The sequence below is a fragment of the Methylophaga sp. UBA3603 genome, assembly GCF_002375335.1.
In the GTDB taxonomy this organism is placed as follows: Bacteria; Pseudomonadota; Gammaproteobacteria; order Nitrosococcales; family Methylophagaceae; genus Methylophaga.
On the sequence record NZ_DFMC01000002.1, the window covers coordinates 268,679 to 294,397 of the forward strand.

The 25,719-nt window shown below is 46.5% G+C and carries 19 protein-coding genes; 5 read left to right on the top strand and 14 right to left on the bottom strand.

All coding sequences use genetic code 11. From position 1 onward, the window contains the following. Positions 1–2: 2 nt before the first annotated feature. The 4 genes from B4F66_RS01870 (at position 3) to B4F66_RS01885 (ending at position 5,568) form a co-directional block, all read left to right on the top strand. A complete protein-coding gene (locus B4F66_RS01870; protein ID WP_292358241.1) occupies positions 3–2,138 on the top strand; it encodes a type IV pilus secretin PilQ in 2,136 nt (711 codons plus the stop codon). 93 nt (positions 2,139–2,231) lie between these two features. Continuing rightward, the gene (gene aroK, locus B4F66_RS01875) at positions 2,232–2,759 is read left to right on the top strand and encodes a shikimate kinase AroK (RefSeq protein ID WP_292358239.1); all 528 of its coding nucleotides are present in this window, start codon (positions 2,232–2,234) and stop codon (positions 2,757–2,759) included. 5 nt (positions 2,760–2,764) lie between these two features. Further along, complete coding sequence (gene aroB / locus B4F66_RS01880; protein ID WP_292358237.1) at positions 2,765–3,850, top strand: 3-dehydroquinate synthase; 1,086 nt, start codon at positions 2,765–2,767, stop codon at positions 3,848–3,850. An 8-nt stretch (positions 3,851–3,858) separates the two neighbouring features. Continuing rightward, the gene (locus B4F66_RS01885) at positions 3,859–5,568 is read left to right on the top strand and encodes an SPOR domain-containing protein (protein ID WP_292358235.1); all 1,710 of its coding nucleotides are present in this window, start codon (positions 3,859–3,861) and stop codon (positions 5,566–5,568) included. Here B4F66_RS01885 and B4F66_RS01890 read toward each other — a convergent pair. Genes B4F66_RS01890 through B4F66_RS01910 form a run of 5 tightly spaced genes read right to left on the bottom strand, consistent with a single transcriptional unit; the run spans position 5,543 to position 10,723 of the window. Next, the gene (locus B4F66_RS01890) at positions 5,543–6,724 is read right to left on the bottom strand and encodes a pyridoxal phosphate-dependent decarboxylase family protein (protein WP_292358233.1); all 1,182 of its coding nucleotides are present in this window, start codon (positions 6,722–6,724) and stop codon (positions 5,543–5,545) included. The genes B4F66_RS01885 and B4F66_RS01890 overlap by 26 nt on opposite strands. After that, positions 6,721–7,296 (bottom strand): amino acid kinase family protein, encoded by a 576-nt coding sequence (locus tag B4F66_RS01895; RefSeq protein ID WP_292358231.1) that lies wholly within the window; start codon positions 7,294–7,296, stop codon positions 6,721–6,723. The genes B4F66_RS01890 and B4F66_RS01895 overlap by 4 nt, the downstream gene beginning before the upstream one ends. Next, the gene (gene pabB / locus B4F66_RS01900) at positions 7,297–8,682 is read right to left on the bottom strand and encodes an aminodeoxychorismate synthase component I (protein WP_292358229.1); all 1,386 of its coding nucleotides are present in this window, start codon (positions 8,680–8,682) and stop codon (positions 7,297–7,299) included. It lies immediately after the preceding gene. 9 nt (positions 8,683–8,691) lie between these two features. Continuing rightward, positions 8,692–9,735 (bottom strand): hydantoinase/oxoprolinase family protein, encoded by a 1,044-nt coding sequence (locus tag B4F66_RS01905; protein WP_292358227.1) that lies wholly within the window; start codon positions 9,733–9,735, stop codon positions 8,692–8,694. Beyond that, positions 9,728–10,723 (bottom strand): ATP-grasp domain-containing protein, encoded by a 996-nt coding sequence (locus B4F66_RS01910; RefSeq protein WP_292358226.1) that lies wholly within the window; start codon positions 10,721–10,723, stop codon positions 9,728–9,730. Before B4F66_RS01910 ends, B4F66_RS01905 begins: the two co-directional genes overlap by 8 nt. 22 nt (positions 10,724–10,745) lie before the next feature. Between B4F66_RS01910 and B4F66_RS01915 the strand changes: the two genes are divergently transcribed. Next, positions 10,746–11,441 carry a HisA/HisF-related TIM barrel protein gene (locus B4F66_RS01915; RefSeq protein WP_292358225.1) on the top strand — a complete coding sequence of 232 codons (696 nt, stop codon included), beginning with the start codon at positions 10,746–10,748 and terminating at the stop codon, positions 11,439–11,441. Between the two features lie 41 nt (positions 11,442–11,482). Here the strand turns inward: B4F66_RS01915 and fae are convergent, their stop codons facing one another. From fae to B4F66_RS01960, 9 genes are all read right to left on the bottom strand, one after another. Then, positions 11,483–12,001, bottom strand: a complete 519-nt coding sequence (fae, locus tag B4F66_RS01920; RefSeq protein WP_014705284.1) for a formaldehyde-activating enzyme — start codon at positions 11,999–12,001, stop codon at positions 11,483–11,485. A gap of 118 nt (positions 12,002–12,119) precedes the next feature. After that, on the bottom strand, positions 12,120–12,998 hold the full coding sequence (locus B4F66_RS01925; protein WP_292358223.1) for a triphosphoribosyl-dephospho-CoA synthase: 879 nt from the start codon (positions 12,996–12,998) through the stop codon (positions 12,120–12,122). After that, positions 12,988–13,914, bottom strand: coding sequence for a RimK family alpha-L-glutamate ligase (locus B4F66_RS01930; protein WP_292358221.1), 927 nt, complete (start codon positions 13,912–13,914; stop codon positions 12,988–12,990). The genes B4F66_RS01925 and B4F66_RS01930 overlap by 11 nt, the downstream gene beginning before the upstream one ends. Positions 13,915–13,923: 9 nt before the next feature. Beyond that, positions 13,924–14,907 carry a methenyltetrahydromethanopterin cyclohydrolase gene (gene mch, locus B4F66_RS01935; protein ID WP_292358220.1) on the bottom strand — a complete coding sequence of 328 codons (984 nt, stop codon included), beginning with the start codon at positions 14,905–14,907 and terminating at the stop codon, positions 13,924–13,926. Positions 14,908–14,969: 62 nt separating this feature from the next. Next, entirely contained in the window at positions 14,970–16,211 is a 1,242-nt protein-coding gene (locus B4F66_RS01940; protein WP_292358218.1) for a multifunctional CCA addition/repair protein, read from the bottom strand. A 9-nt stretch (positions 16,212–16,220) separates the two neighbouring features. Beyond that, a complete protein-coding gene (locus tag B4F66_RS01945) occupies positions 16,221–18,164 on the bottom strand; it encodes a transglycosylase SLT domain-containing protein (protein ID WP_292358216.1) in 1,944 nt (647 codons plus the stop codon). 9 nt (positions 18,165–18,173) lie between these two features. Beyond that, on the bottom strand, positions 18,174–18,659 hold the full coding sequence (locus B4F66_RS01950; protein WP_292358214.1) for a chemotaxis protein CheW: 486 nt from the start codon (positions 18,657–18,659) through the stop codon (positions 18,174–18,176). Positions 18,660–18,681: 22 nt separating this feature from the next. After that, positions 18,682–24,408, bottom strand: a complete 5,727-nt coding sequence (locus B4F66_RS01955; RefSeq protein ID WP_292358212.1) for a hybrid sensor histidine kinase/response regulator — start codon at positions 24,406–24,408, stop codon at positions 18,682–18,684. Between the two features lie 28 nt (positions 24,409–24,436). Next, positions 24,437–25,699, bottom strand: a complete 1,263-nt coding sequence (locus B4F66_RS01960) for a methyl-accepting chemotaxis protein (protein WP_292358210.1) — start codon at positions 25,697–25,699, stop codon at positions 24,437–24,439. Between the last annotated feature and the right edge of the window lie 20 nt (positions 25,700–25,719).

Here is a 25,719-nt window from a genome sequence, read left to right on the forward strand (position 1 = left end):
GAATGAAAATCACTCGGCGTCAAGCCTTCACCAACATCGACAAGAATTTTATGGAGCGGTGGCGGTCGAGTCTGGGTTTGCTTTCATTATTGTTCGTCAGCAGTTTTGTTTCAGCAAATGAACTGCAATCCTTGGATTATTCAGCGTTATCGGGTAACAAAGGTGTTGTCACGTTAACTTTTTCCGAAGCGGTTGAAAAACCAGAAAGCTTTGCTACCGATGAGCCCGCACGGATCGTTCTGGATTTCCATGGTGTAAGCAATAAACTGAATGAAACCACCCAGCAGATAAATAATGGTCAGACCCGAAGTATTGCTACCGTAGAAGCAGGTGAACGTACCCGGATGGTTATTAATTTGCTTCGAAAATTACCTTATGAAATTGAAGTAGAAGGGAAGATCGTCAAAGTTTTCCTTAATGAAAACAATGGGCAGATTGCAAAAGCACCACTTCCAAATACAACTCCGTTAGCTGCTCCAGATATTAATTCGGTGACGGATATCGATTTCAGACGCGGCGAACAAGGCGAAGGCAGATTAATATTGCAGTTAAAAAATGAAAATACTGCTATGGATATTCGTCGTGAAAGTGGAGATTTGATTGTAGATTTGCCTGGGGTTGACTTGCCCGACCAATTGAAACGCAAACTGGATGTAATGGATTTTGCGACCCCGGTGAATTTGATTGAAAGTATGCAAACACGCGATGGGTCCAGGTTGGTGCTTACAACTACTGGCAAGTTTGAACATCTGGCTTACCAATCTGGCGATAAGCTGGTTGTTGAGGTAAAACCAGTTGCAGAACGAACTACAGCTGAGACCACTGAAAATGAATTTGGCTTTGAAGGTGAGAAGCTGTCGCTGAATTTCCAGAATATTGAAGTTCGTGCCGTTTTACAGTTACTGGCTGATTTTAACGGTATGAATCTGGTGACCAGCGACACAGTGACCGGCAACTTAACCCTGCGTTTGAAAAATGTACCTTGGGATCAGGCATTGGATATTATTTTGAAAACCAAGGGTCTGGGTATGCGTCAGAATGGTAATGTCATGCTGATTGCCCCAGCAGCAGAAATTGCCGCTCGCGAAAAACAGGAGCTTGAGGCCAGACGTCAATTGGTCGAGCTGGAACCACTCTATTCCGAGATATTTGAAGTCAACTTTGCAAAAGCCACAGATATGGCTGAGATTTTAACGACAACTCAAGGTCAAACTACAGCCGGGAGCAGTGCTGGCGGATTTCTTTCAGATCGTGGCAGCGTAGTGGTTGACCAACGGACCAACTCTTTACTGCTTCGTGATACTGCTAGAAATCTTGCCGATGTTCGCAAATTAATTGAAAAACTGGATATTCCGGTACGTCAGGTGTTAATTGAATCGCGGATTGTTATTGCCAACAATGACTTTACTAAGGAGCTGGGGGTGCGTTTTGGCACCTCAGCTGAAAGTGGCACCTTGGGAGCAGGCACATCCGGTTCTCTGGAAGGTTTGCAGGTTCCGGCGAATAATCTGGATGCGGTGGTTCCCACAAACCAGGCTGGATTACGTGGTCAGGATTTAAATGTGAACTTACCAGTTGCCAATCCGGCAGGGACTATTGCTTTGGCGTTGGCTAAATTGCCTTTGGGAGCGGTGCTGGAGTTGGAGCTTTCTGCGATGCAGGAGGAAGGCAAAGGTGAGATTATTTCAACACCACGTGTCATCACTTCAAACCAAAAACAGGCTACCATTGAGCAAGGTACCGAAATTCCCTATCAGGAAGCTTCATCAAGTGGTGCAACCTCGGTTTCATTCAAAGAGGCACTGTTAAAACTGGATGTGACTCCGCAGATTACGCCGGATGATCGCATTGTGATGGATCTGGAAGTGAATAAAGACGAAGTAGGTGCCATTTTCCTCGGCGTTCCTAGTATTGATACCAGAAGCGTTCGCACGCAGGTATTGGTGGATAATGGCGAAACTGTGGTGTTGGGGGGTATTTATGAACAAACGTCTAGAACAGAATCGACACGTGTACCATTCTTTGGTGATTTGCCTTATGTGGGCTTTCTCTTCAAAACCAATACGAATGAAGATCGCCAGCGTGAGTTACTGGTATTTGTGACACCAAAAATTATTAAGGAAGGTATGGATTATTAATTCCTGCTTTTTCAGTTAATATAAAAAACCGGATCGACTCAAGCCTGTCGATCCGGTTTTTTTTTCACGATAAACAGTTGAGTCATTAGCCACGTGATTTCAGGTAATATATTTCTGGTGGGACCAATGGGGTCTGGAAAGTCTACCATTGGTCGACAGCTTGCTAAAAAGCTGCATCGTAAGTTTTTTGATAGTGATCGTGAGATTGAAAAGCGCACTGGTGTATCCATCTCCTGGATTTTTGAGATGGAAGGTGAAGAAGGCTTCAGAGAGCGCGAGCAAAAAGTGATTGATGAGCTTAGCGCAATGGATAATATTGTAATGGCAACTGGTGGCGGTGCTGTGCTGGCGGAGGCAAACCGGCGCAATCTGAAACGTGGCAAGGTTGTCTATCTGGCGGCTACAGCCGAACAACTTTACCGCCGCACATCTCGTGATACCAGTCGCCCCTTGTTGCAGGTGGCGGATCGGCGCCTGCAAATAAAACAATTAATGGCACAGCGGGACCCTTTATATCGGGAAGTGGCTGATGTGGTGCTACAAACAGGTGATCAATCTGTTACCCGAACCGTGAACGCAGTGATAAAACAATTACAACAATTAAAAACAAAAGAAACCTGAATATGATGAAAACGCTTCAAGTTGCGCTCGGTGATCGCAGTTATCCCATCCATATTGGTGAAAATCTGCTATCGGGAAGTGATTTATTTACCGCCCATATCCGGGGAAAGGAAGTGTTGATTGTTACCAATGAAACGGTGGCACCTCTGTACCTGGATACCGTAAAAACAGCGTTAAAAGACTATCGGCTGGAAAGTGTTATTTTGCCAGATGGTGAACAATATAAAACGCTGGACACCATGCAGCTGATTTTTGATCGTTTACTGGAAGCCAGATTGTCTCGTCAGGTAACCATTATTGCGCTGGGTGGTGGTGTTATAGGCGATATGGCAGGATTTGCTGCAGCCTGTTATCAGCGGGGGGTGCCCTTTATCCAGGTTCCCACCACCTTATTATCACAGGTCGACTCTTCAGTTGGCGGCAAAACCGCGGTCAATCATCCGTTAGGCAAAAATATGATTGGTGCGTTTTACCAGCCGCAATGTGTACTGGCAGATACTGCCACGTTAAAAACGTTGGATGATCGTCAGTTTTCTTCGGGACTGGCAGAAGTCATTAAATATGGTTTGATTAATGACGCTGAATTTTTTGACTGGCTTGAACAGAATATGTCGCTGCTGGTTTCGCGTGATCCTGAGGCACTGGCACAAGCGATTGCCCGATCCTGTCAGGATAAGGCAACCATTGTGGCAGATGATGAGCGTGAACAAGGTGTCAGAGCTTTGTTAAACCTTGGCCATACATTCGGTCATGCCATTGAGACTGGTTGTGGCTACGGGAATTGTCTGCATGGTGAGGCGATTGCAATAGGTATGGTGATGGCAGCCGACTTGTCGCAACGTATGGGATGGCTTAGCACGGAAAAAGTTACCCGTATCAGCGACATTATGAAAGCCGCTAATCTGCCTGTTACTGTTCCGGGCAAGTTAAGTTCTGCAGATTTTATGAACCTGATGGCGGTAGATAAAAAGGTTCAGGATGGACTGATTCGTCTGGTGTTGTTAAAAGATATCGGTCAGGCCATTATTTCCGATGACTACGATGGTGACGCTCTGGCTGAAACCCTGGCGAAATTTACTGCTGGAAATTGAGTAATGCAATGACTGCAGCGGCAGCTGAACCAAAATATATTTCAAGATTAGCGCTTCAGTCGAATCCATTCAGTGCTGAGGTGACAGAAGCCGGACTGTATATGGGGCCGGAAATTAAGCAGCGTCTGGACCTGGTTCTGCATCTGCTGCGGGCCAGTGACAAAATTCCTTTGCTGTATGGCAGCAACGGTCTGGGTAAAACCACTACTTTAAAAGCCTTAATGAATCGGGGGGGCGATGATTTGCGTTTTTGCCTGATTCAGGCAGAACCCTCATTAACCATTCAGTTTATGGTCAGCCGCTGTTTACAGGTTTTTGGTGCGCCTCAGGAGAGTACGCTGGGCAGTAACAACCTTCAGCTATTACAACAGCGATTACAACAACTGCAGACTTTGCAGATTCGTCCGGTGTTATTGATTGATGATATCAGTAAGCTTGCCGAGCCATTACTCCAGCAATTAAAAACCTGGTTTGACTGGCAACATGAAGGCAACTATCTATGGCGGGCGGTAGTAACTGATGTTACGGCTGATGTCATGGCTTCTCAAAATGAGCGCATTCAACCCTTACTGCTGGGGCCAATTCCACAACAGGAAACCGCTGCTTATTTATTGCAGCGGTTACAGGGTGTTGGTTTCAACGGTGACAGCCCATTTGATAACAAAGCATTAATACGTTTTCATCGACAGTCTTCAGGTGTTCCGGCAGCATTGAATCATCTTGCCCATAAATTTTTACTGGGACAGGGCAAACCGGTGCAGCTGCCTTTCAGCTTCAAGTTTCCTGCTGTTTCTTTGCGCTGGAATAAATGGTTTGGACTGGTTCCGCTGGGTGTTTTATTTGCATTGGTTTTGTTTTACCAGCAGCAGATAAATGACTTGTTTGTTGCTGATAAAAGCACGATTGAAGACGATGTGCTAAATACGGATGCTTTAACCGAAGACTTGCCCATGGTCGTTGTGGATGAGCCAGAAGAACTTACCAGTGTTGCAGAAGCCGATCGCCAGGAATTAGTCGAATTACTCGAAGAGTTGGAACAGACAGATATAGAAGCTGAACCGACGACTGACTCTGATGTTGAAGCAGCAATCGAAACCATTTCCCCGACCGATGAAGTAGAGCCTGAACCTGAACAGGAAGTCGCTGCAGACGTTTTACTTGATCCTGTAGAAATAATTGAACAACCCTCTCAGACTGCTGATTCAGAGGAATCTATTGCCGACGTTGTCACGGTGAATGATGATTCAAGTTCTGAAATAGAAAAAGTGACTTCTGAAACAGCAGAAGAACAAGAGGTTGAGCCACCTTCAACGCCTGAACAAATTAACCCGCCAATTGAATTAATTCCCGAACCCGCTACCACCACGGAGAAAGCTGATACAGCATTTTCTGATCTGGTCGATACGACTTTAAAGGATAAAGAGTGGATTATGCAGCAATCCGCTACTGATTTTACCTTTCAATTAATGGGAACATGGGATAGATCTGAAGTGGACAGCTTTGTGGAAAAAAATGAACTGACAGGTAATGTTGCAGTTTTTGAAAGTATGCGTAATGGTGAAGTCTGGTATGCCGTGATCTACGGGGTATATCCTTCAAAACAGGTAGCAATGCGTGATAGTCAGCAATGGTCCTCTCCGTTAAATAAAATATCGCCCTGGCTAAGACGCTATGATGGCGTACAAAAACAGATTATAGATAAGGCGCCAGATCGCTAATCAGTGTGTCACTGCGGGTCCCAGGTCCGGCAAAGACAGCACGATAGACTCTTTTTCCAGCAATTTCTGTAAGTGAAAAAATACCTTTTTCAAGCAAACCGGAAAGGTCTTTTTGAGGGGGGGGATTAAAACAGACAATGCCTGTGGGAGAACCTTCTGCCTGCCAACCTGGCTGCTCATTGAGAAAATCGGCAAATTTTCTGGCCTGATCGAGTTGAAAGTCAATTTGCTCAACAAGACCTGCTTTTCCAAGTGCTTTAATGGTCAGCCATAAAGGCAGTAAAAGCTCTGCTCCATAGGAACCCGGTAATGTGTCACGTGGTGTTTGTGTCAGGTATTGGGTTGGCGAGGCCGTAGCTTTAATTGGTTGCTGATACATCAATAACCCGCAGGGACGGGGCTGGCCCAGACTTTTGTGCGGATCAAAACAGACCGAATCAGCTTGTCCGAGCTGTTTGTCAGTCAGGGGACTAGTGTTGATTAAACTTAAAAAACCACCCCAGGCTGCATCGATATGCAGCCAACATGGACTATGCCCAATAATTGCTTTAACCGCATTGATATCATCGATCTGTCCACTACTGGTGGTGCCTGCTGTAGCAACAATGGCCATTGGCGTCTGCTCGTTACAGGCAAACGCAAGTGCGGCAATATCCATCTGCTGGGAATCATTGGTGGGGATCAATTGTAACTGCAGGCCCAAAATGTCACACGCCTTGAAAACGGAATAGTGGGATTGATCGCTGGCATATACCCGGTTTGAATGGCCACCGAATTTTTTTCGAGCCTGCCATAACGCATCAAGGTTGCCATAGCTGCCACCATGCGTCGCATGTCCGTGTTGTTGACCAAACAAAGGGCAGAAAAAATCAAAGATATCTTTTTCAATGATCGCAAGTTCTGGATAAAGCTCTGATGAGAGCAGATTACCTTGATGCAAAGCCGCCACAAGCTTTCCCAGTGCGGCTAATTCATTTACTGCAGGCGTCATATGACCTGCCCAGTTTGCTTGTCTGTGACGCTGTCCTGCAAGGAGTAAGGTATCTATTTGTTGGGAAAGCTGTTGAAGCGTTTTAGCATCGATGTCGAATTGTTGCAGAGACTGATTAATTAACGCTGACAGCGTGGCAGATAGTTGACTTGAATCAATGCTCATCCGAGCTTAATTCCATGCTCGGGAAAGTTATCCAGGGCTTGATAATGGATCAATTGAGTTGAAATTGGTCTTTGTTGGAACAGTGCAGTAAAACCCTGATCAATAATGCCTTTTTTACTTAACTCGTTGAGATCTCCACTCTCTGCGGAAACACGTTTGATTAGACTCAAGCTGCTTTGTGGAAATTGCTGTGTAAACCACAAAGCCAGACTGTCGGAAGTGATCTGCCAGTTTTGGGTAATTTCTTTGACTTGCAGTAATTGATCATCTGGCAACCAGATAGCCAGTTGGCAATGGCTGGAAACTTCTGCTGGCGTTTTTACAAGGACAGCGGAGGGTAACAAGGCCTGAAGCATCAACCCATATTGTGCCATGGCAAGGATCGCCATATGGTGAGCATGTTGATCATCAAATTTATGCAGTTGCTGCGCCTGACGCACCATATCAGCAAAAGGACCACCGCCCGGAACAATTACCACAGACTCATTAAGCGCCGTTTGTTCCAGCAATGTTAACCAGGATTTGAGTTCAGCAGTGTGATATAGGCTACCACCCAGTTTAACGACATACATTTAACGTAATGACTCCACCAGACCCAGCATTGCCGCGGCTTTATCAGCCACTTCCTGATATTCGGCTTCCAGTTCGGAATCCGCCACAATACCGCCACCAGCCCAGAAACGCAGACGATTATCACTGAATACCAATGTACGAATCGTAATATTGCTGTCCATATTGCCGTCAAAGCCAATAAAAGCAATGCTGCCACAATAGACCCCACGGCGTTGCGGTTCGAGTTCTTCGATGATTTCCATCGAGCGCAGTTTGGGTGCACCGGTAATGGATCCCCCAGGAAAACAGGCTCTTAATAAGCTGACAGCATCCTGATCTTCAGCCAGTGTCCCGGTAATAGTGCTGACCAGGTGATGTACGGTAGCAAAAGACTCGAGCGCAAAAGGAGATGGCACGGATATGGAACCTGGTGCACAGACTTTCCCCAGATCATTGCGTAGCAAATCAACAATCATTACATTTTCAGCGCGATCCTTGAGGCTGTCCTGTAATTGCCGGGCGAGCATGCGGTCGCGCTCTGCATTGTGCAAATCCCGTGGACGTGTGCCTTTAATTGGTTTGGTTTCCACCAGATTATTTTTGACCCGTAATAATCTCTCCGGTGATGAACTTAATACCGCTGCCTGAGGCGTTGCTAAAAAGGCTGAAAAAGGTGCGGCATTCTGTTTTCGTAACTGCTGATAGGCAATCCAGGGATCCCCTTCAGCATTTACTTCGTAACGTTTGGCCAGATTGACCTGGTAACAGTCCCCATCGGTAATATAGTTTTTTATTTTTTCAAAGGCCGTTTGATAGGCCTGTTGATCCATGTTGCAACGTAATTCGCCGGTCACTTTAAAGCTTGTGGAGTCAGTGATTGGCATTTGGTGTAGTCGGCTGAGTAAATCTGACCATTGCTGATGAGTGAAAGGGTCAACACCATAACTGACTAACCAGCAGCGCTGTTGCTGATGATCATTAATGACTGCCCAGTCATAAATGCCAACAGCCATTTCCGGTATTTGTTCCGAATCTACCGCCAGACTAGGCAGGCTTTCAATTCTGCGGCCCAGATCATAACTGAAATACCCAATGGCACCCCCACAGAAGGGCAGTTCGGTTGACTGCTGAGCATATTTTTTCAGCACAGTCTGCAACAACAAAAAGGGATCGTCCGCCGAATTCAGGCTATTTGCAGTTCGATAGTCAATAGTTGTTGTTTGACCGGTGGTCTGCAGCGTAATAAAGGGATCTGCCGCGATGATATCGAAGCGGGCATTATCGCCTTCGGTAATGGCACTATCCAGGAAAACCGCCCACGGCAAATCACGAATAGCAGCAAACAGTGTGGCACTGTCTATTTGATAGGGAAGCTCGGCACATAAAGGCGGCAATTGAGAATTCATCACAGTATTTTACGTGAACTGCCTCTGGGCTAGAAGGGCGAGTGCGCTGGCTGGGGCATATGTCGCGGCGGTTTCATGTGAGTCAAGCAGGCTATCAAAATCAACATATGGACGCTGTAAACGCTCAGCAATCTGGCTGACGATAAATCGTCCAGCACCTGCGCCAATCACCGGTGCTTGTTTATCAAGATCACAGTGAGCGGATAATACCTGTAAGCAGGCATTATGGATCTGCTGGATTTGCTGTTCAGAAAACCATATTGCGACATTCTGCCAGTCTTCTGCTGTAAACAAATTGGCATCGGTTCCCAGCATTCGAGCTAATCTGCGTTGGCAGTTTTCGGTTTGCCAATCATTGCCATCCGCACTGCTATCATTAATCTGTGTAGCACTGATTTTATCCAGCAGCCGCCAGCAATCCCCAGTAGTCGCAAATAATTCAGCCGTGATAGTTTGCCACTCTCCACGAAACGGCAGCTTCTGCCCGATAGCCATCAAGGGGGTACGGATAACACCTGTATACAGTAACTCACCACTTTTTAGCCGGCCTTGATCATCATATGCGGTTAATTGTGGCTGAGATTGATTAAGTGTAATAATGTCGGTGGTTGTGCTTCCACAATCAATTAAAAGTCCTGCTGGATAATTTGTAGCGGCTAACTGGGCACTGGCCAGCCAATTCATCGAAGCTACTTTATCCCAGTGAGTGCGGGCTTGTTCCTGACTTAACCAGCCATTGCTGCTGAATACCGAAACCCGATCAGTTGGAAAATATTCAGCTATACAGGCCAGAATTTCCGATACACCGGAAGCTCGGTCAGCAAAGCAATCTGCCAGTTCGCCGGTCATGGTAACAAGTTGTTGATCCAATTCATTGTTCAGCGTATCAACTGCCAGACGAATAGCCTTGCGCAGCGCTTCTTTGCCCCGCCAAAGTGGGCAGGGCAGTTCAAGCGCCTGTAATAGTTCGCCCTGATTATTACAGCGAACTACTTTCAAGTGTGCTCCACCAATATCCCAGCCGGTGAAACAGCCTTTTTCTTGTCTATGCATAATATGCTTCTTGTTGCTGAAAACGTTGTAGATGCTGCCATAACGGCAGGGCAGGGTTACGCTGTTTATTGGCTGCAAGGTTGACATAGGCTGTTGTCAATCGGGGGTTAATATCTACCACCACTGGCCCTTGCTTAGTTAATATAAAATCGATACCAACGTAGCCGGATAATCCTGCAATCGCCTGATCAATCAAAGTGGCAAGCTGCATTGCCTGCTGGTCAGTAAATTGCTGTGTCGCAATAGTGTTTACCTGACACCCATGAAAGACAAATTGTTGTGCCTGTTGTTCGATTAATTGCTGATTAATTGACAGTAACTCGATGTTATTTTGTCCCACATACAAACTAATGCTCAAGGCCGGGCCATCAAGGTAAGGTTGCACAATCAGTTTGTTTCGTACCTCTTTAGGCAGACCTATCAGGTATTGTCGAGTTTGTTGTATCGATTCAAATTTGAGAGTATCAAGACAACCGGCACCGTCCTGAGGTTTGACGACATAAGGCTGGTCGAGCAGGCACTGGTCTAATAAACCATCGGCAGCTGATAAAGTCACTGGTGTAGCAATGCCTTTTTTCAGCAGTTGCTCAGAACATTGAATTTTGTCCGTACAAAAGCTGGTTGCCTCAATTGAGCACCCCAGATAGAGATTGTTCGCAGCGATAACCTGCTGTTGCAGGGACAATAAAATATTATCGGTTTCGGGAGCAATCAGTAAAAAAAACGAAAGGTTTTTTAAACAATACTGCCAATTTTGATCAAATTCCTGGCGACTAGCGCAAGTTTTTATCGTGATACTGGAGGTCTTCATCCAGTCAGACTCACTAAGTCGCTTATCTCTAAGGATAGTGATATGAATCTGACCCAGCCGGAGAAGATCCTGCACAATGGCAGAAAGCATCATTTCGCCTTCATGTGAGAGCGATGGGGGTAACTGCTCGTCACACAATGCGCCACTGGTGATATGCTCGTAGACGACTAAGTTCATTTTTCTGAGGTTACTTAAAGAAGTGTTGATTATACCGGTCATTGATCTGATGGGGGGGAAGGTCGTACATGCACAAGGTGGAAGGCGTGATCACTATCAGCCGCTTAAATCGCAATTAACCTCCAGTGTCTATCCAAATGCGGTGATTAAACAGTTACTGACATGGTATGCGTTTACCGATATTTATATTGCGGATCTGGATGCAATCGAAATTGGAAAAATCGATAAAGCGTTTTATTTGCAACTGCACCGGCTATTTCCACAATTAACCATCTGGCTGGATGCGGGCATCCGTACTCTGAATGATTGGCAGTTCTGGTGTGATATACCAAATATTAAGCCGGTATTAGGGAGTGAGACTCTGCAGGATCTTCAATTGTTAACCACGTTGCAACCTACGGAATTTATATTATCGCTGGATTTTCGGCAGGGACAGTTATTGGGTCAACATGATTTGTTAACGCGTGTAGATTTATGGCCTGAAACTATTATCGTGATGAGTCTGGATACGGTGGGGATGGATAGTGGGCCAGATGAAAAGTTACTGAATAAAATTCAAATGATTAAGCCTGGTGCGCAATTAATTGCGGCGGGTGGTGTGCGTGGGGAAGAAGATTTAATGAATTTGGCAAAAAACCAAATCAAAGGGGCTTTGATTGCCAGTGCTTTACACAAAGGCAGGCTTGGCGTCGATACAGTACGCCAGATAATGAACTGAAAATGCCGCCCCGAAGGGCGGCATTGACATCAGTCTAAAACTTACTTAGCACCAAATGGGTGTTCAGAAGCTTTGTATTGTGCAACAACGTCAGCCGCTTTAGGCTCACGAGCTACTGCACGTTTGATAGCTTCTTTAGTTGCACGGTAGTTCCAGTCCTGGATTTTTTCATCACTGTCAGCAGTTGGTGAGATAAATACACCAACGCAAATGAAGCAATCATCAGCTTCACTGAGAGGGATAGTGCCATCTTCAACACACTCAGCAACCGCAACAGAAACACCACGTTGTGCAGGGCCAAACATTTGCACAGCTTGTTTCATGTTTTTGATGGTTACTTTGTTGAACATAACGGTAGCTGGTTTGACCATCAGGTTAGGTGCAACCACAGCCAACAGGCCGTTAACACCTTGTTTCTGGTCGGTCATAGTGCGGCAGAAAGCATCTTCTGCTGCTGAACCACGTGGGCCCATTAATAAATCAATGTGAGCAACGTTGTCTAAGTCACCATCTTCAATGACTAAGGATTCACCTACAAGTACGCGATCGATAACTGGCATGTTATATTTTCCTGTTCCAAAAAAATTGTCAAAAAGGCTCATTTTTTCCTCAACCTTTTTATGTGAGATTGAGGTTTATACGTAATAAAGGAACGTATCACCTGCTCAGTGCCGCCCGCTATAAGCATCGTGCTACTGAAATTCGGTTTGAATCAAACGCCTGCTCGAACGCAAATAGCAGCAATGCTGCTGCGGTCATATCTGCGGAGGTTCCGGGATTTATGGCGTGACTCTTTAATTCTTGATCCCAGACGGTCAACTCGGCTGTTGATTTGCTTAAGGGTCTATTTTTATTCATTTTTAAAATAAATAACTGTGCCTTCTGTGCCACTGTCTGGGCGATATGCCGGGATTGCTTTCTGATAATTAGCGTATCCGGCACACGTGCTAGTAAGTAAAGATACGCGATTGTGGAGGCCCATTCAACCTTTTCCCCACATTTCAACGCTTCTGTCAATTGTTTATAGCCGATATCCCATACTTGCTGGTAGTTATTTACATATTGCAAGGCGATTGTGTCTCGATTTTGCGCTAATTCCATCGCTTTTCGCAGGGTGACTTTTGGCTGTTGATGTATGTCTTCTTCAGCTTGCTGACCCATTCCGCCCGCATCAGCCAACCGAATCGCTTCATAACACAGACGGGCATCTTCAATGGTTAAAGCCGCTAGGGTTTTTTCAAGCTCTGAAGATAGTTGATCAAAGCTGGAACATCGCTGAATTGCATCACATAACGGGGCAAATAATAATACGATACCAAGGTTGGTATTACAGTCGACGACTTTACGGGTAGCTTTAATGGACTGCAAAATCCGTTCGCCAACCTTTAGATTGGGTTGCGCCATTACCGGCGCAATTGCTGCAGCACTGGAGAGAAAGTCCTGCACAGCCATATTATGTCCGTCACTCCAGACATTTACATTGCCGGGTTTTGGAGCGTTGACTTCCTGCTCACAGGCCCAACGGACACTGTCAGCAATCTGTTGTTCAGCTAGCATGTTCGGGGAGAGATACCTGTCTGGTTTGCTGAATATGAGAAGCAACCATTGTTGCAAGTCGAGCAGCAATATCAATACCTGTTGCCTGATATAAGCCTTTCCAGGCGGGTACGCTATTGACTTCCAATACACTGAATTGGCCTTGCGGATCCTGAATCAGATCGACGCCGGCATAAGGTGCTTCCACCGCAGCCGTCGCTCTGATAGCAAGTTGTGCCATTTCATGGGGCACTGTACTGGCAAAACAGCTGGCACCTTGAGCAAAGTTGGTTATCCAGTGATTCGAGCGACGAGTCATGGCCGCAATGACTTCTCCATTGACCACCATCAAGCGCCAGTCCTGCCAGCAACCGATTTGAGCCGGTGCCACATAATGCTGAAGATAATAAGCCTCACCAACTACTGAGAGATTATCCAGTTGTGCTAACGCATCAAGGCGTTGTATGCCTTTCCCCTGACAACCAAATAACGGTTTAACGACCAGGCTGAACCCTTTGGCGAATTCTTCGCGGGCAATTTGCAATGCCTGTTCGCGGCTTTCGCAAGCCCAGGTATGTGGAGAAGGGATATTCGCCAGATGGAGTCTTAATGACGTACGCGCTTTATCGACGGTGAGTTCAATAGCATGTGCGGGATTCAAAACCGGCACACCTAATTCGGCAAGGGTATGCAATACGTCCATGCGTAAGGTGATTTGTTCGAGGCTTCCGGGAGCGATCCCTCTGACCAGTACGGCATCAGGCAATGTCGTTTCAAAATGAGGAATCACCATGCCTGTTGGACTGCGGGTATCGATCCGGCATTCCGCCAGATCGATAAGCACCGTTTCAATATTTAAGTCAGCCAGTGCTTCAGTCAGCTGAGCACTATGCCACCCGTGAGTATCATTAAAAACAGCAACGCGGGCGCTAGGCATAGTCAATCATTAAAGTCCGAAGGATTGCTTCAATAAGTCAGCATTCAATTCACCAGCAGTGAAGCTTTTCCCGGTTTGGGTGCTGGTGATAATGACTTTTGCCGGACTGAAAAGCATCGGATCAATTTTGAAAAAGTCATATTCGTACGATTTGAAAATCTGACCGAACGGACGGCCGTAATCAGACGATGTATTGCTGGGCATTTTCTTGGCAAGATCTTGTGCTTCATCATTGGTACTGTCCACAAAAAGATGCACGGTACCGCCATACAGAATAGCGTCGTTGGTACGGCCCATGCCGGTCATAAAATCACCACCGGGTGGTGCGACAGGCGTGGTTCCAAAACCATCCACAATTTTATCCATCGGAAAGTGCAGGGTATGAGCTTTATGCATGGCCACTTCCAGTACACGAATGGCAATTTGCATTACCCCTGCCAGACTGGTGGTTGGGGTCAGAATTAACGTTAGATTTTCAGGTTTGATACCACAGTTATCAGCAACTTTATCGGCGATTTCGACGGGTGGCATGCTATCTACTTCCAGCACGATAACCGTTGAATCTGCTTTATCCTGATAGCCAAATTCCTTGAATAACTCTTCACGGGCAGCAAGTGCACGACCTGGCCCGGAGCCCAGGGCGAAAAATTTCACATCCTCACTTTTATGAGAAAGACTCCAACCCGCATATTGACTGCCAAGACAACTTAATACCGGCGTTTTTGCATGAACATTCACTGACCATGGCCAATCGCTAAAACCGCTGGTACTGCCGAGAGTTGCGGTACCCAGTCCACCCATGCAGATTTCACCAATCAGTCGACCCGCTTCCAGACCACCGGTGGCATTGATACCTGCATCAACGACGCGTGTACCATTGGATAAATGACTGATTTCCAATTGCAGGGCTTGAGCATTGTCGATTAATTTATCAACCAGTGGCTTACTGGCGGCGTTAACACTGGTCCAGTTGGCGGAGATTTGACTGCTCATGAAAAGATCCTGTCTGATAAAAAATGAAAATAGTATACGTTATGCATTGGGCGCTGTAATGATCAGCTAACTTTTCCATCGGTGTTTTTACAAAATGGTTTAAGTACCTGTTCGATTATTCTGCATCGCTGTTCTGCCATGGCCGAGGCAATAGCTGGACCCTGCAATCCCTCATTAACAAAAGGTGCTGCGCTTACCTCTGATGCAGCATCAAAACAGGCCTGAAAAGCGACTTTTTCGGGAAAATCAGTGTTTTCGTAACCAGGACGTCCTCGAAAGTCGGCCTCACAAGCCAAGAGATATTGTGAAAATCGTTGCGGTTTGCGAAACGCATCAAGCCCTTCTATTACGTTTAATACTTCACGCGCTGATAATTCAAAAAGTAAATGGCAATGTGTGTGAAATTCAGCGACTTTTAGTGCCAGACTGCTGATCTCACGTGGTACGCGTAAACGTTCACATAACGTATGGGTTAATGCGATACTCCGTTGTTCGTGCCCTTTATGACTTGGCAAAATGTCTGCAGGGGTCGTTCCTTTGCCCAGATCATGACATAACACGGCAAAACGCACGGCCAGATCATCAGTTAGTCTGGCGGCTTGATCCAGCACCAGCATCACATGCACACCGGTATCCACTTCGGGATGCCATTGAGAAATCTGTGGAACACCAAACAGCCGATCAATTTCTGGAAACAGTGTTTTTAATGCGCCGACTTCTTTTAAGCTGAAAAAAAATAAAGAGGGTTGGCTGCTTAATAGCGCTTTTTCCAACTCCTGCCATACGCGCTCAGCGACCAGATGTTCCAGTTCACCATTGGCTATCATCTGATGAATTAATTGTTTGGTCTCATCGGCTACATGAAAACCGAAGCGGGCAGCAAACCTTGCCATGCGTAATACCCTGACCGGATCTTCAACAAAGGCATTTGATACATGGCGTAAAGTCTTGTTATGCAGATCGGTTTGTCCATCAAATGGATCGATGACATTGCCATCGTCATCTTCAGCCATTGCGTTGATAGTCAGATCCCGACGTGCCAGATCTTCTTCTAAAGTAACCTCTGGTGAAGCGTGAATTTCGAAACCATGATAGCCCGGCGCCGTTTTCCGTTCCGTACGGGCAAGCGCGTATTCTTCGTGGGTTTGGGGATGCAGAAAGACGGGGAAGTCTTTGCCCACGGGGCGAAATCCCTGAGCCAGCATTTCCTCTACAGTGCTGCCCACAACAACCCAGTCTTTATCTTTTACCGGCCGTCCCAGTAAGCGATCCCGAACACAGCCACCTACTTTATATATTCGCATGACGCTATATTAAGGGTTTTTGGGGCGTACTGCTGGCATGCGTTCCGACATTCGCTTGATAGCCTGTTTTCTTTGAAAGTCATAGGTAGCAGCATAACTGAACACCGAGCGAACATAGCGACGGGTTTCGGTAAAGGGAATGTTCTCTACCCAGATATCGGCAGGCATGGTTTGAGCCGGTAGCCAGCGTGAAACACGATGAGGTCCGGCATTATAAGCTGCGGTGGCCAGTATTGGATTGTTTTGAAATTGATCCTGCATCCGGCGGATATAAAAGCTTCCTATCTCGATATTACGCGGCGGATGATAAAGCTCAGAATCCTGCTTTAAAGGCTTATTCAGCCAGCGTCCAACCTGTTTACCAGTAGCGGGCATGACCTGCATCAACCCCATTGCGCCAGCATGTGAGCGCGCTCTGGAATTAAAAGCACTTTCCTGCCGGGCAATGGCAAGTAACCACGAAGCATCTACTCCTACATCAGCACTGGCCTGCCGCATTTCAGTGTCGTAAAGCACCGGAAAACGTAAATCCAATGCATCCCAGTAGCGTGCAGTGCCTAACAAGGCAATGGTTTGATTGTGCCAGCCCCACTTATGGGTTTCCGTGGCAACAATCTGTAGTTCCCGTGGAGTCAATGTTTGTTGCAGAAAATAGGCTTCACGTCGGGCATCAAGTAACTCATCCTGCAGATAGAACTCACGCATGCGTTGTACGCTGTCCATGGAGAGAATCGACTCGCTGTATTGGGGCTCAGCGACAATAGGATGGTGATTCATTGCATAGTCAGCATCAACTTTATCTGCTGCCAGAAAGGCATAAAAATCACGCTCATCCACCAATGTGCGCCATATTGCTTCGGCTTCAGTGCGTTGGCCCTGTTCTGCCAGACTTCTGGCAAGCCAATATTGCCAGCGTGTTTCCTGACGTGTTTGTTCATCCAGGCTGGCGATAGCTTTTTGTACTTCAGGCCAGTTTTGTTGCCATAAGGCTGCACGAACACGCCATGGATGATTTGGGGTATCACCATAATAATAAAGTGCTTTATCGTCACGATCCAACGCGGCCCAAAGTCCAATGCTGCCCTGAACATCATGGCGTTCATCAGTAGAAAACTGATAACTGTTTTCCAGACGTGTCCAGTGATAGTGGGCTTTAGCCGGATCATTTCTGGCTAAACGTTTCAGGCCATAAACAATAATTTCCCTGGCCATATCAACATCCTGTGCCAGAGAGACTCCCTGAGCAGGTGCCTGGGCCGGTAACTGAGACAGCAAGCTGACAGGGTTTGTATGAATATCTTCCCAGCGTTTTGTCCAGGCCTGGGCGGTTGCACTCTGTTTTACCGTTTTGGCAAGATAGTTAGCCAGAGCAAATTGCTGGTTGCGTAATGCCAGTAGCAGCCGTTGCCAGCGTAATTCATCCGTTAACCAACCACGCTGTTCTGCATGATGAAAAACGGCATCACATGCCTTGTCCTGCGAGGCGGCAACCAACCAGAGTTTTTCGAATGCTTCAGCAGCGGCCTGTTGTTGATTGGTAGCGATTAATGCCCGGGCATAATGACATTCACGTGCTGCCGACTGAGGCGCTTGATAAAACTCCAGATACTGATGCCATTGTTTATTGTCTGCCAGTTTGTCCAGCCAGGCGCCGCGCAGGCGCGCCTTGAAAAAGCTGTCTTCACGAGTTTGCAGAAAGCGTTTGATGGTTGCTGCTTCGGTATCGTTTATACGATGTTGCAGATATAAATAGTCCAGATATTCCTGCAACGGATAACCTTCCAGTTGATCCTGGAGTTGACGAAACTGAGTCAGCTGATGTGTTTGCAGCGCTTTTTTGGCTTGCTGATAAAGCTTGCGCTGTTGATTGATGTCAGATGCTGCAGTCACTGCCTGAATAGGCAAAAAAACGGCAAGCATCAGCAATATTGCAATGCGAATTTGATTTTTCATGCCGGTATCTTAAAGCAAATTGTCAGAGATTGTATTACCCGACAAGCTGTTTTGCAGATGAGTTTCAATATTGTCTAGTTTTGGAATAAAAGCGACATTGGATCCGATCTTAATCTGGCAGTGAAGCCAGTCCGAATCGACAATATCATGCGTGGGTTGCAGAGCAGTTTCATTAATGGTGATAAGTTGAGGCGCGCCACAGCAGGCAACTGCATAATGTTTGATTTTAGCGTCGCTGTTGATGCCGTTGATCACACATAGTTTATTGATTTGGCGGTTGTTTTGTTGGCCACTTCCAATCAGCGTTTCCAAATCAATCACTTCTAATGGCAGATCACGCCAGAAAAACTGGCCGATACACCAGGATGAGTTGATATCACTATCAGTCAGACGCGGCAGCGGAATAACTTCGGCAATCGTTGGGTTCGGTAACAATAAATAATGCTGCCGTAATGGAATCAACATGCAATGAATAAAATCTTTTTCTTTCTGCATAATTGCCTTTTGTGAGTTTTTCTCAACGCTTTTCGTTAGGATATTTATAGGCGAGTTGTTGTTTCATCGAAATAATCAACTCATCATCCTGATAGGGCTTACCAAGGTAGGCATTCACTCCAATGCTCATCGCGCGTTGACGGTGTTTATCCCCGGTACGAGAAGTGATCATAATGATTGGCAAGTGTTTGAATTGCGAATCGTTACGAATAATCGAGGCGAATTCAAAGCCATCCATTCGAGGCATTTCCACATCGAGCAACACGATATCGGGTGTTTGTTCGTATAATCGAGCCAGTGCATCAACACCGTCTTTCGCTGTCACCACGTCAAAGCCAAGACGGGTTAACAGGCCTTCCGTTGCCTTACGCATGGTAATTGAATCATCCACAATCATTGCCAGTGGATTACGATTTTCTTCGATTTGCTTAAAGCTCTCACTGGCCTGCTGCAGGTTAGTTGTACCGGAGGGGGCCTGGTAATCCTCGATTAGTGTTGGAATGTCCAGGATAAAAATAACCCGACCGTCCCCCAGGATAGTTGCGCCGTTGATCGCACTGATTTGTCCGAGCTGCTGTCCGACTGATTTGATAACGATTTCCCGATTGCTATCAATACTGTCAATGGCCAGGGCAATTTTGATATCACCGCTACGGAATAACAGTAACGGCATTTGGTGCGACAGATTTTCCAGCAGGTTTAAAGGCTGACCAAGCAGGTTTCCGAGTGGAATAAAGTCATAATTTTCGCCATGGAAAGTATAGGTAGGCTTCTGCTGAGCCATCAATTCGCCAATACGCTGTATGCTGATACGCTCACCGGCGTTGACAGCTGATAGCGGCACAGCAAACTGCTGTTGATTAACCGAAATCAACAATGCCTGCATAACCGACAAAGTTAATGGCAGCCGCAGGTGAAACTGAGTGCCTTTACCAGGTTGTGAACTGATTGATAAACGACCTTTCAGTGCCCGGATTTCGTTACTGACAACATCCATACCGACGCCACGACCGGCTAATTGAGAGATAGTGTCGGCAGTACTGAACCCCGATGTCAGAATCAACTGGATCAGTGTCTGTTCATTAGGAATGTTATTTGGATCAATCAGGTTTTGTGCGATAGCGCGCTGTTTGATTTTTTCAATATTCAGCCCCTGACCATCATCAGCTATGGTGATGACGACCTCCGAGCCTTCACGTTGCATGTCGATCTGTAACCGACCCGATTGCTGTTTTCCTTGTTGTGAACGTTCGTCGGCAGTTTCCAGCCCATGAGCGATAGCATTGCGAAGAATATGTTCTATCGGTGCCACCAGCCGATCCAGGATAGTACGGTCCAGTTCCAAATCTGCGCCACTGACCAGTAATTGGGACTGTTTATTTAATTCACTATTGGTTTGACGGACTATCCGTTCCAGACGCGGCACTATCGAATTAAATGGCAGCAGGCGGGTATGCATCAAGCCCTGCTGTAAATCAGTATTCAGCCGGGATTGCTGCAGTAGCAAAATATCGGTTTCACGCATCAGGTTACCCATTGAACGACTGATATTATTCAAGTCGTTAACGGTTTCGGTCAGGCTGCGTGATAACTGCTGGATAGTCGAAAACCGATCCAGTTCCAATGGATCAAATTCAGTGTTGGTATCCTGAACAGTGTCTTCATAGCGATACAGGATCTGGGTTTCGGTTTCTATTTCCAGTTTGCGTAATTGCTCTTGTAAGCGGGAAACGGTTTCTTCCATTTCCTCAAGCTGCTGATGCATGACACCATGCTGCTGGGTTACCTGATCGCGGGTGATGCTGACTTCACCGGCAAAATTGCTCAAATAATCCAACAGGTCTGCTCGTACCCTGATTTTTTCCGAGCTTTGTGAGCTGCTGGATTTAGCGGTATCAGCTGGAGCCTTATTAAAGCTGCTGGTTTCGGCGGGAAGTTGCTCAACAGTCGAAGCTGATTGCGGCAACGTATCTCTATTATCAATATCTGCCGGTACATATCCGGAATACTGTTGAATTTCCTGCAGTAAATCAATGGCTGCAGGAATGTCAGACCGGTTCGCCAGCTGTTCCTGCATTTCGGTCAGCCGATCCTGGCAGCGTTGCAGCAAACTGAAAAAACCATCGTCCGGCGTTTCCTGCTGGTCGGTAACGGACAGCACCAATGTTTCAATTTGATGAGTTAAATCCGCCATAGCCATGGTTGCAGTCAGTCTTGCACCACCTTTTAGGGTGTGCAAATCACGTTGCAACTGCATAGGGCCTGCTGGATTTTCCGGCTCAGATTGCCATTGTTTAATAGCACGATCAGTTGATACTAATAATTCAGCAGCCTCTTCGGTAAACGCTTCCAGAATTTCCGGATCGACCTCAACCGTGGAAACACTGTCAAAAGCTGTCAAAGTGGCACGAATCTGTTCACGGAAGAGGGTGAAATCGGCTGGTGTCTTATGCTGTATCAGCGCCTCAATCTGATCATTAACAATTTCTAACGCTTCATCAAGCAGGGCTTTTAAATTCTCGCTTCGGCTTTGAGGATGCGAGATAAGGCGTTGCATTAACTGATAAAGGGCTGCCAGTTGAGGCAGTACGCTATTTTCGGCATTTTCTGCGAGCGTATTTAATGTCTGTTGTAACGCTAGGGGAGGCTCGCTATCCGTTTGCTGCCATGCAGCAAGTTGCTGGCTGTACTCATTAAGGAGGGCATCAGTCTCTTCAAGGAAGCTGACCAACTGTTCCGGGTCCAGTCGCGCAGTGTGACTTTGTTCTGACTTTTGCGGACAAAGTTCAAAAATTCGCCGATCCAGCAAGCGAATATCCGGCTCATCTTCCCCTGTTTTTACAGCCTGCAACAACTGACTCAATTCCATGACGATGTCATTCAATTCGCTGATTGATTCTTCAGTGAACGTTTGTTGCTGGTGGTAAAGATTACGGAAAGTCTGGTCGAGCTGGGTGGCAATGATGGCGACGGGTTTGACACCGGCAATATTGGCACAGCCTTTGAGAGAATGCGCTGCACTGAGCATGGATTTATTAATGACTTTGCCGACTTGTAAAACAGCTGTTTCAGCAAATAGGTTTTGCAGGTGCTGTTCTGCTTCCTGATAGAAAATGTCTCGTAAAGCTTTGTCTTCGTCCTCTTCATCTGCACTATCCAACACACTTTCCTGTTCAGTGAGTTGTTTGGCCAGTATGGTTAATGCTGCTGCAGATTCAGTGAAATCAGATTGTGCCTGGGTGAATAAATGTAAACAGTCGCTAACTTCCGGAACGGCTTCCATGACTAACGCCATGATTTCATCCGAAACAGGTAAAGCATCTTCTAAAATCTGATTTAATAAATGTTCTACTGCTTGTGCCATATCGGCAATGGTAGTTGCACCAGCCATCCGCCCGCTGCCTTTTAGGGTATGAAAATGACGGCGGATGGTTGGCAGATCGCCATTTTCCGGAGTTTCACTCCAAATAGGCAGTAGTTGCTGCAAATCGTCTAAAACTTCATTGGCCTCTTCAACAAAAACTTCAGCGATTTCAGGATTAATATGCTCTTCAAATTGCCAATTCCCGGAGATATAGTTATTGCTACTTTCGGAGGAGTCGGCAGCTTCAGCAGAAAAAGATGTTGGTTCTTCAAAAGCAATTGATTTGGTGGCCTCGGATTCTTCCTGATCAAAGTGGATGTCCGTTAACTGATAATCCTCTAACTCCAATGGTTCATCTGCAGGGACATCCTCGCTGAGGTCTACAACAGACGGCTTGAAATCTTCGAACTGCAAAGTTTCAGTATCAGTTTCCCTGTCGTCAAGCGCTTTGATATATAAATCGACAGAACTCAATTTCAGAGGTTCAGCTTTTTCAGCGGGGGCTTCACTGGAATTTTCAGCAGAAAAATTAATCTCAGGCAGCTCTAACGCTTCAACTTGTTCTTCTGAGTAGCTGATGTCATGCGCTGCAAAAGATTCCTGATCCGGTGGAGCGATGCTGAGCTGAGAGGCGTCAATATCTGCTGTGTTATCTTCGAGCGCTTTGATATACAAATCAACCGAGCTTAACTTCTCATTTTCAGCACTAACATCATCCTCACTGGACTTATCGGCAGAAAAATTAATCTCGGATAGCTGCAATTCATCAGTTTGTTTAATGCTTTGCCCAAAATTTTGCAACGTCCTAAGAGCTGTTTGCAGAATATTTTCATCGGCCTGACCGGTTCGGTGCAGATTTTCCAGATAGATTTCTGCCGACGCTAATATTTCGGCCATATCCTGTTGAGCTTTGGGAGTATTAATCGATAAAGCATCATCCTTGAACTTAGTTGCCAATGATGAAAACAGCTGTGATGCTTTACCGATATCCAGGACATCGAGACTGCCGGCCAGCATGTTTAGGCTATTTGCCAGGTTTTGCTGAGTTGTTTCATCATTGTCCGCCTGATGATTTGATTGAAGAATCAACAGTTCTTTAACACTGGCCAACTCATTAAGGCACTCGGTTAATACGGTTTTTTGTAACTGACGATGAATCGCGTCTGTGGCATCGGTTTTTCTGAGTAAGGCTTCGATTTGCAATAAGTCATCAGCCAGACTGGTCAGTTGATCGTGATAGGACTTATCAGTCGCCAGGCATTTCTGCAGTGCTGTATGTTGTTTATGTAAAAAATCACTTTGCGTCTGATGTTGTAAAAGTGTCAGCGTATCCGCCATGCTCAGTAGTTGCAGACTAATATCGTTTACAGCCTCATCGGCCTGGTCTTCGGCCGTATCAAACTGACTGATACGCTCTTTCAGTTCTTCAAGTTGCTCGAGCAGAGCATTTTGCGCTTCCTGTAATGCTGCGTCACTGTGACCAATTAATTGTGAAGCCTGATCGTAGAATGTCAGCCCAAAATGCGCTTTTACTCCGGTAACTAAAGGGCCATAGCTGCTTGAGCGGGCAACCAGTAACAGTAACTGTTTCAGCAGGGTTTCAGGATAACCGGCCAGTAATGAATTCTCATCACCTTCACAGACCAGTCGAATTGGCGAAGCCATTTTGCCAATAAGTTGTTTGGCGCTGGAATCATCGCGGATGCCTCGGTGTGCAAGACCTTCGAGCAGAGCCTCAGCGACCCACCAGAACAGCGCGGTTTTTTCCTGCAAACATTGCAGCCGTAAATGTCGCAGAATACCCCGCATCTTACGCAGACTTTTATCGTCCTGTTCGCGCATCCAGGTCAACAGCAAGTGTTGAAATACGTGTGCTATTTTATGTCTTTCCAGCTCTAGCGGGGGAGCCGTGTGAGCCGGGTTAGGGGCAATACTGTCCGGAAGGCTGATGGATAAATCCGGGGCAAACACATCGGTTTCAGCAATAGCGGGTTTATCTCTCAATAGTCTTAATTCATTTATTGAGTCCAGCAGACACAAAGCATTGTCTGGAAACTTCTCATTCACTTTCTGTAAATACGTCGGCAACAGAATCAAGCCACGGGTTAACGTTTCCAATGCTGAATTTTGTTTATCATCCGGGAATGAACGCATATAACCCGCAATGGACTGCATTTCAGCCGCAAGCATCTGTGCGCCGTCCAGATTGAGCATTTCCAGCGTACCGTTCACCTGATAAAGATGCTCTACACAACGGCTCAGCGATTCTGACTGTTGCGGATCATCAATATAGGTCTGAACCGATTGTAATGACGCAGCGAGAGACTTCTGCAATTCATCCTGCAGCCATGTCAGAGCATTGTAGTTGCCTCTGGATTGGGTCATAGTCGCTTCTCCACCAGCTCAGGCTGCATCAGGGTAATTTGAAACCAGAGACTGACTTACGCAGTTCATTTGTCAGTTCAAGCAGTCTGCCGATCGCCGCCGCACTCTCATTGGTACCGGTTGACGTCTGCATGGTGATTTCCTGAATCACACTCATATTTTCTGAAGTCCCAATCGCTGCTGTAGCCTGTTGTTTTGCATTGCTGGAAATATTGTTAATCAGTTCGGCTAATTGCTGAGAAACGGTTTCAATTTGTTCCAGCGAGGCACCGGCATCCTGCGACAGGCGTGCTCCGGAAACCACTTCAGCGGTACTTTGTTCCATGGAACTGATGGCTTCACTGGTGTCACTTTGAATGGTACGTACCAGCGCATCAATCTGGCGAGTGGCACTGCCTGAACGTTCCGCCAGTCGCTGAACCTCATCGGCAACTACCGCAAAACCACGACCGGCTTCACCGGCCATAGCGGCCTGAATCGCCGCATTCAAGGACAGAATATTGGTTTGTTCTGCGATGTCATTGATTAGTTCAACGATTTCACCGATTTGCTGCGAACTTTCACCCAGACGTTTCATCCGCTTGGATGTTTCCTGAATCTGTTCGCGAATGGTGTCCATTCCATGAATAGCCTTTTTCACCGCACCATTACCTTGTACGGCAAGACTTACCGATTGTTTCGCAACTTCAGAAGACTGTGTGGCGTTTTCAGACACCAGTTCGATAGAAGCTGCCATTTGGGTAATGGCCGAGCTGACTTCGGAAATCTGTTGCGCCTGATGTTCACTGGCATCGGTAAGATGTAAGGCCGTAGCCTGGGTTTCCTGTGCTGCAGAAGCAACCTGTAAGGTAGTTGAGTTGATTTGGGCCACCAGGCTGCGTAATGCATCGATAGTGTAGTTCACGGAATCGGCTATCGCACCGGTAATGTCTTCCGTGACGGTCGCGGTGACGGTCAGATCACCATCGGCCAGATCGCCCATTTCATCCAGTAGGCGCAAAATCGCATCCTGGTTATGGCGGTTCTGTAACTCCATTTCATCCATGGATTGTTTGATTTTACGCAATGGTTGATACGCCACCATCAACGCGAATATCACCGCCAAAATGACGCTTAGACCACTGACTGCAGCTGTTACCAGTGGATCGGGATAAACCAGAACATATTGTCCGGACACCAATAACCAGATACCGGCGAGCGTCAAGCCACTGAAAAGAATTATCAAGATAAGGTAAAACAGATTTTTGCCGCTGAGCAGCGAAGAAAAAAACAGTTTACTGGTGGCGTTCATAGGGCATGTCCTGAAATAAA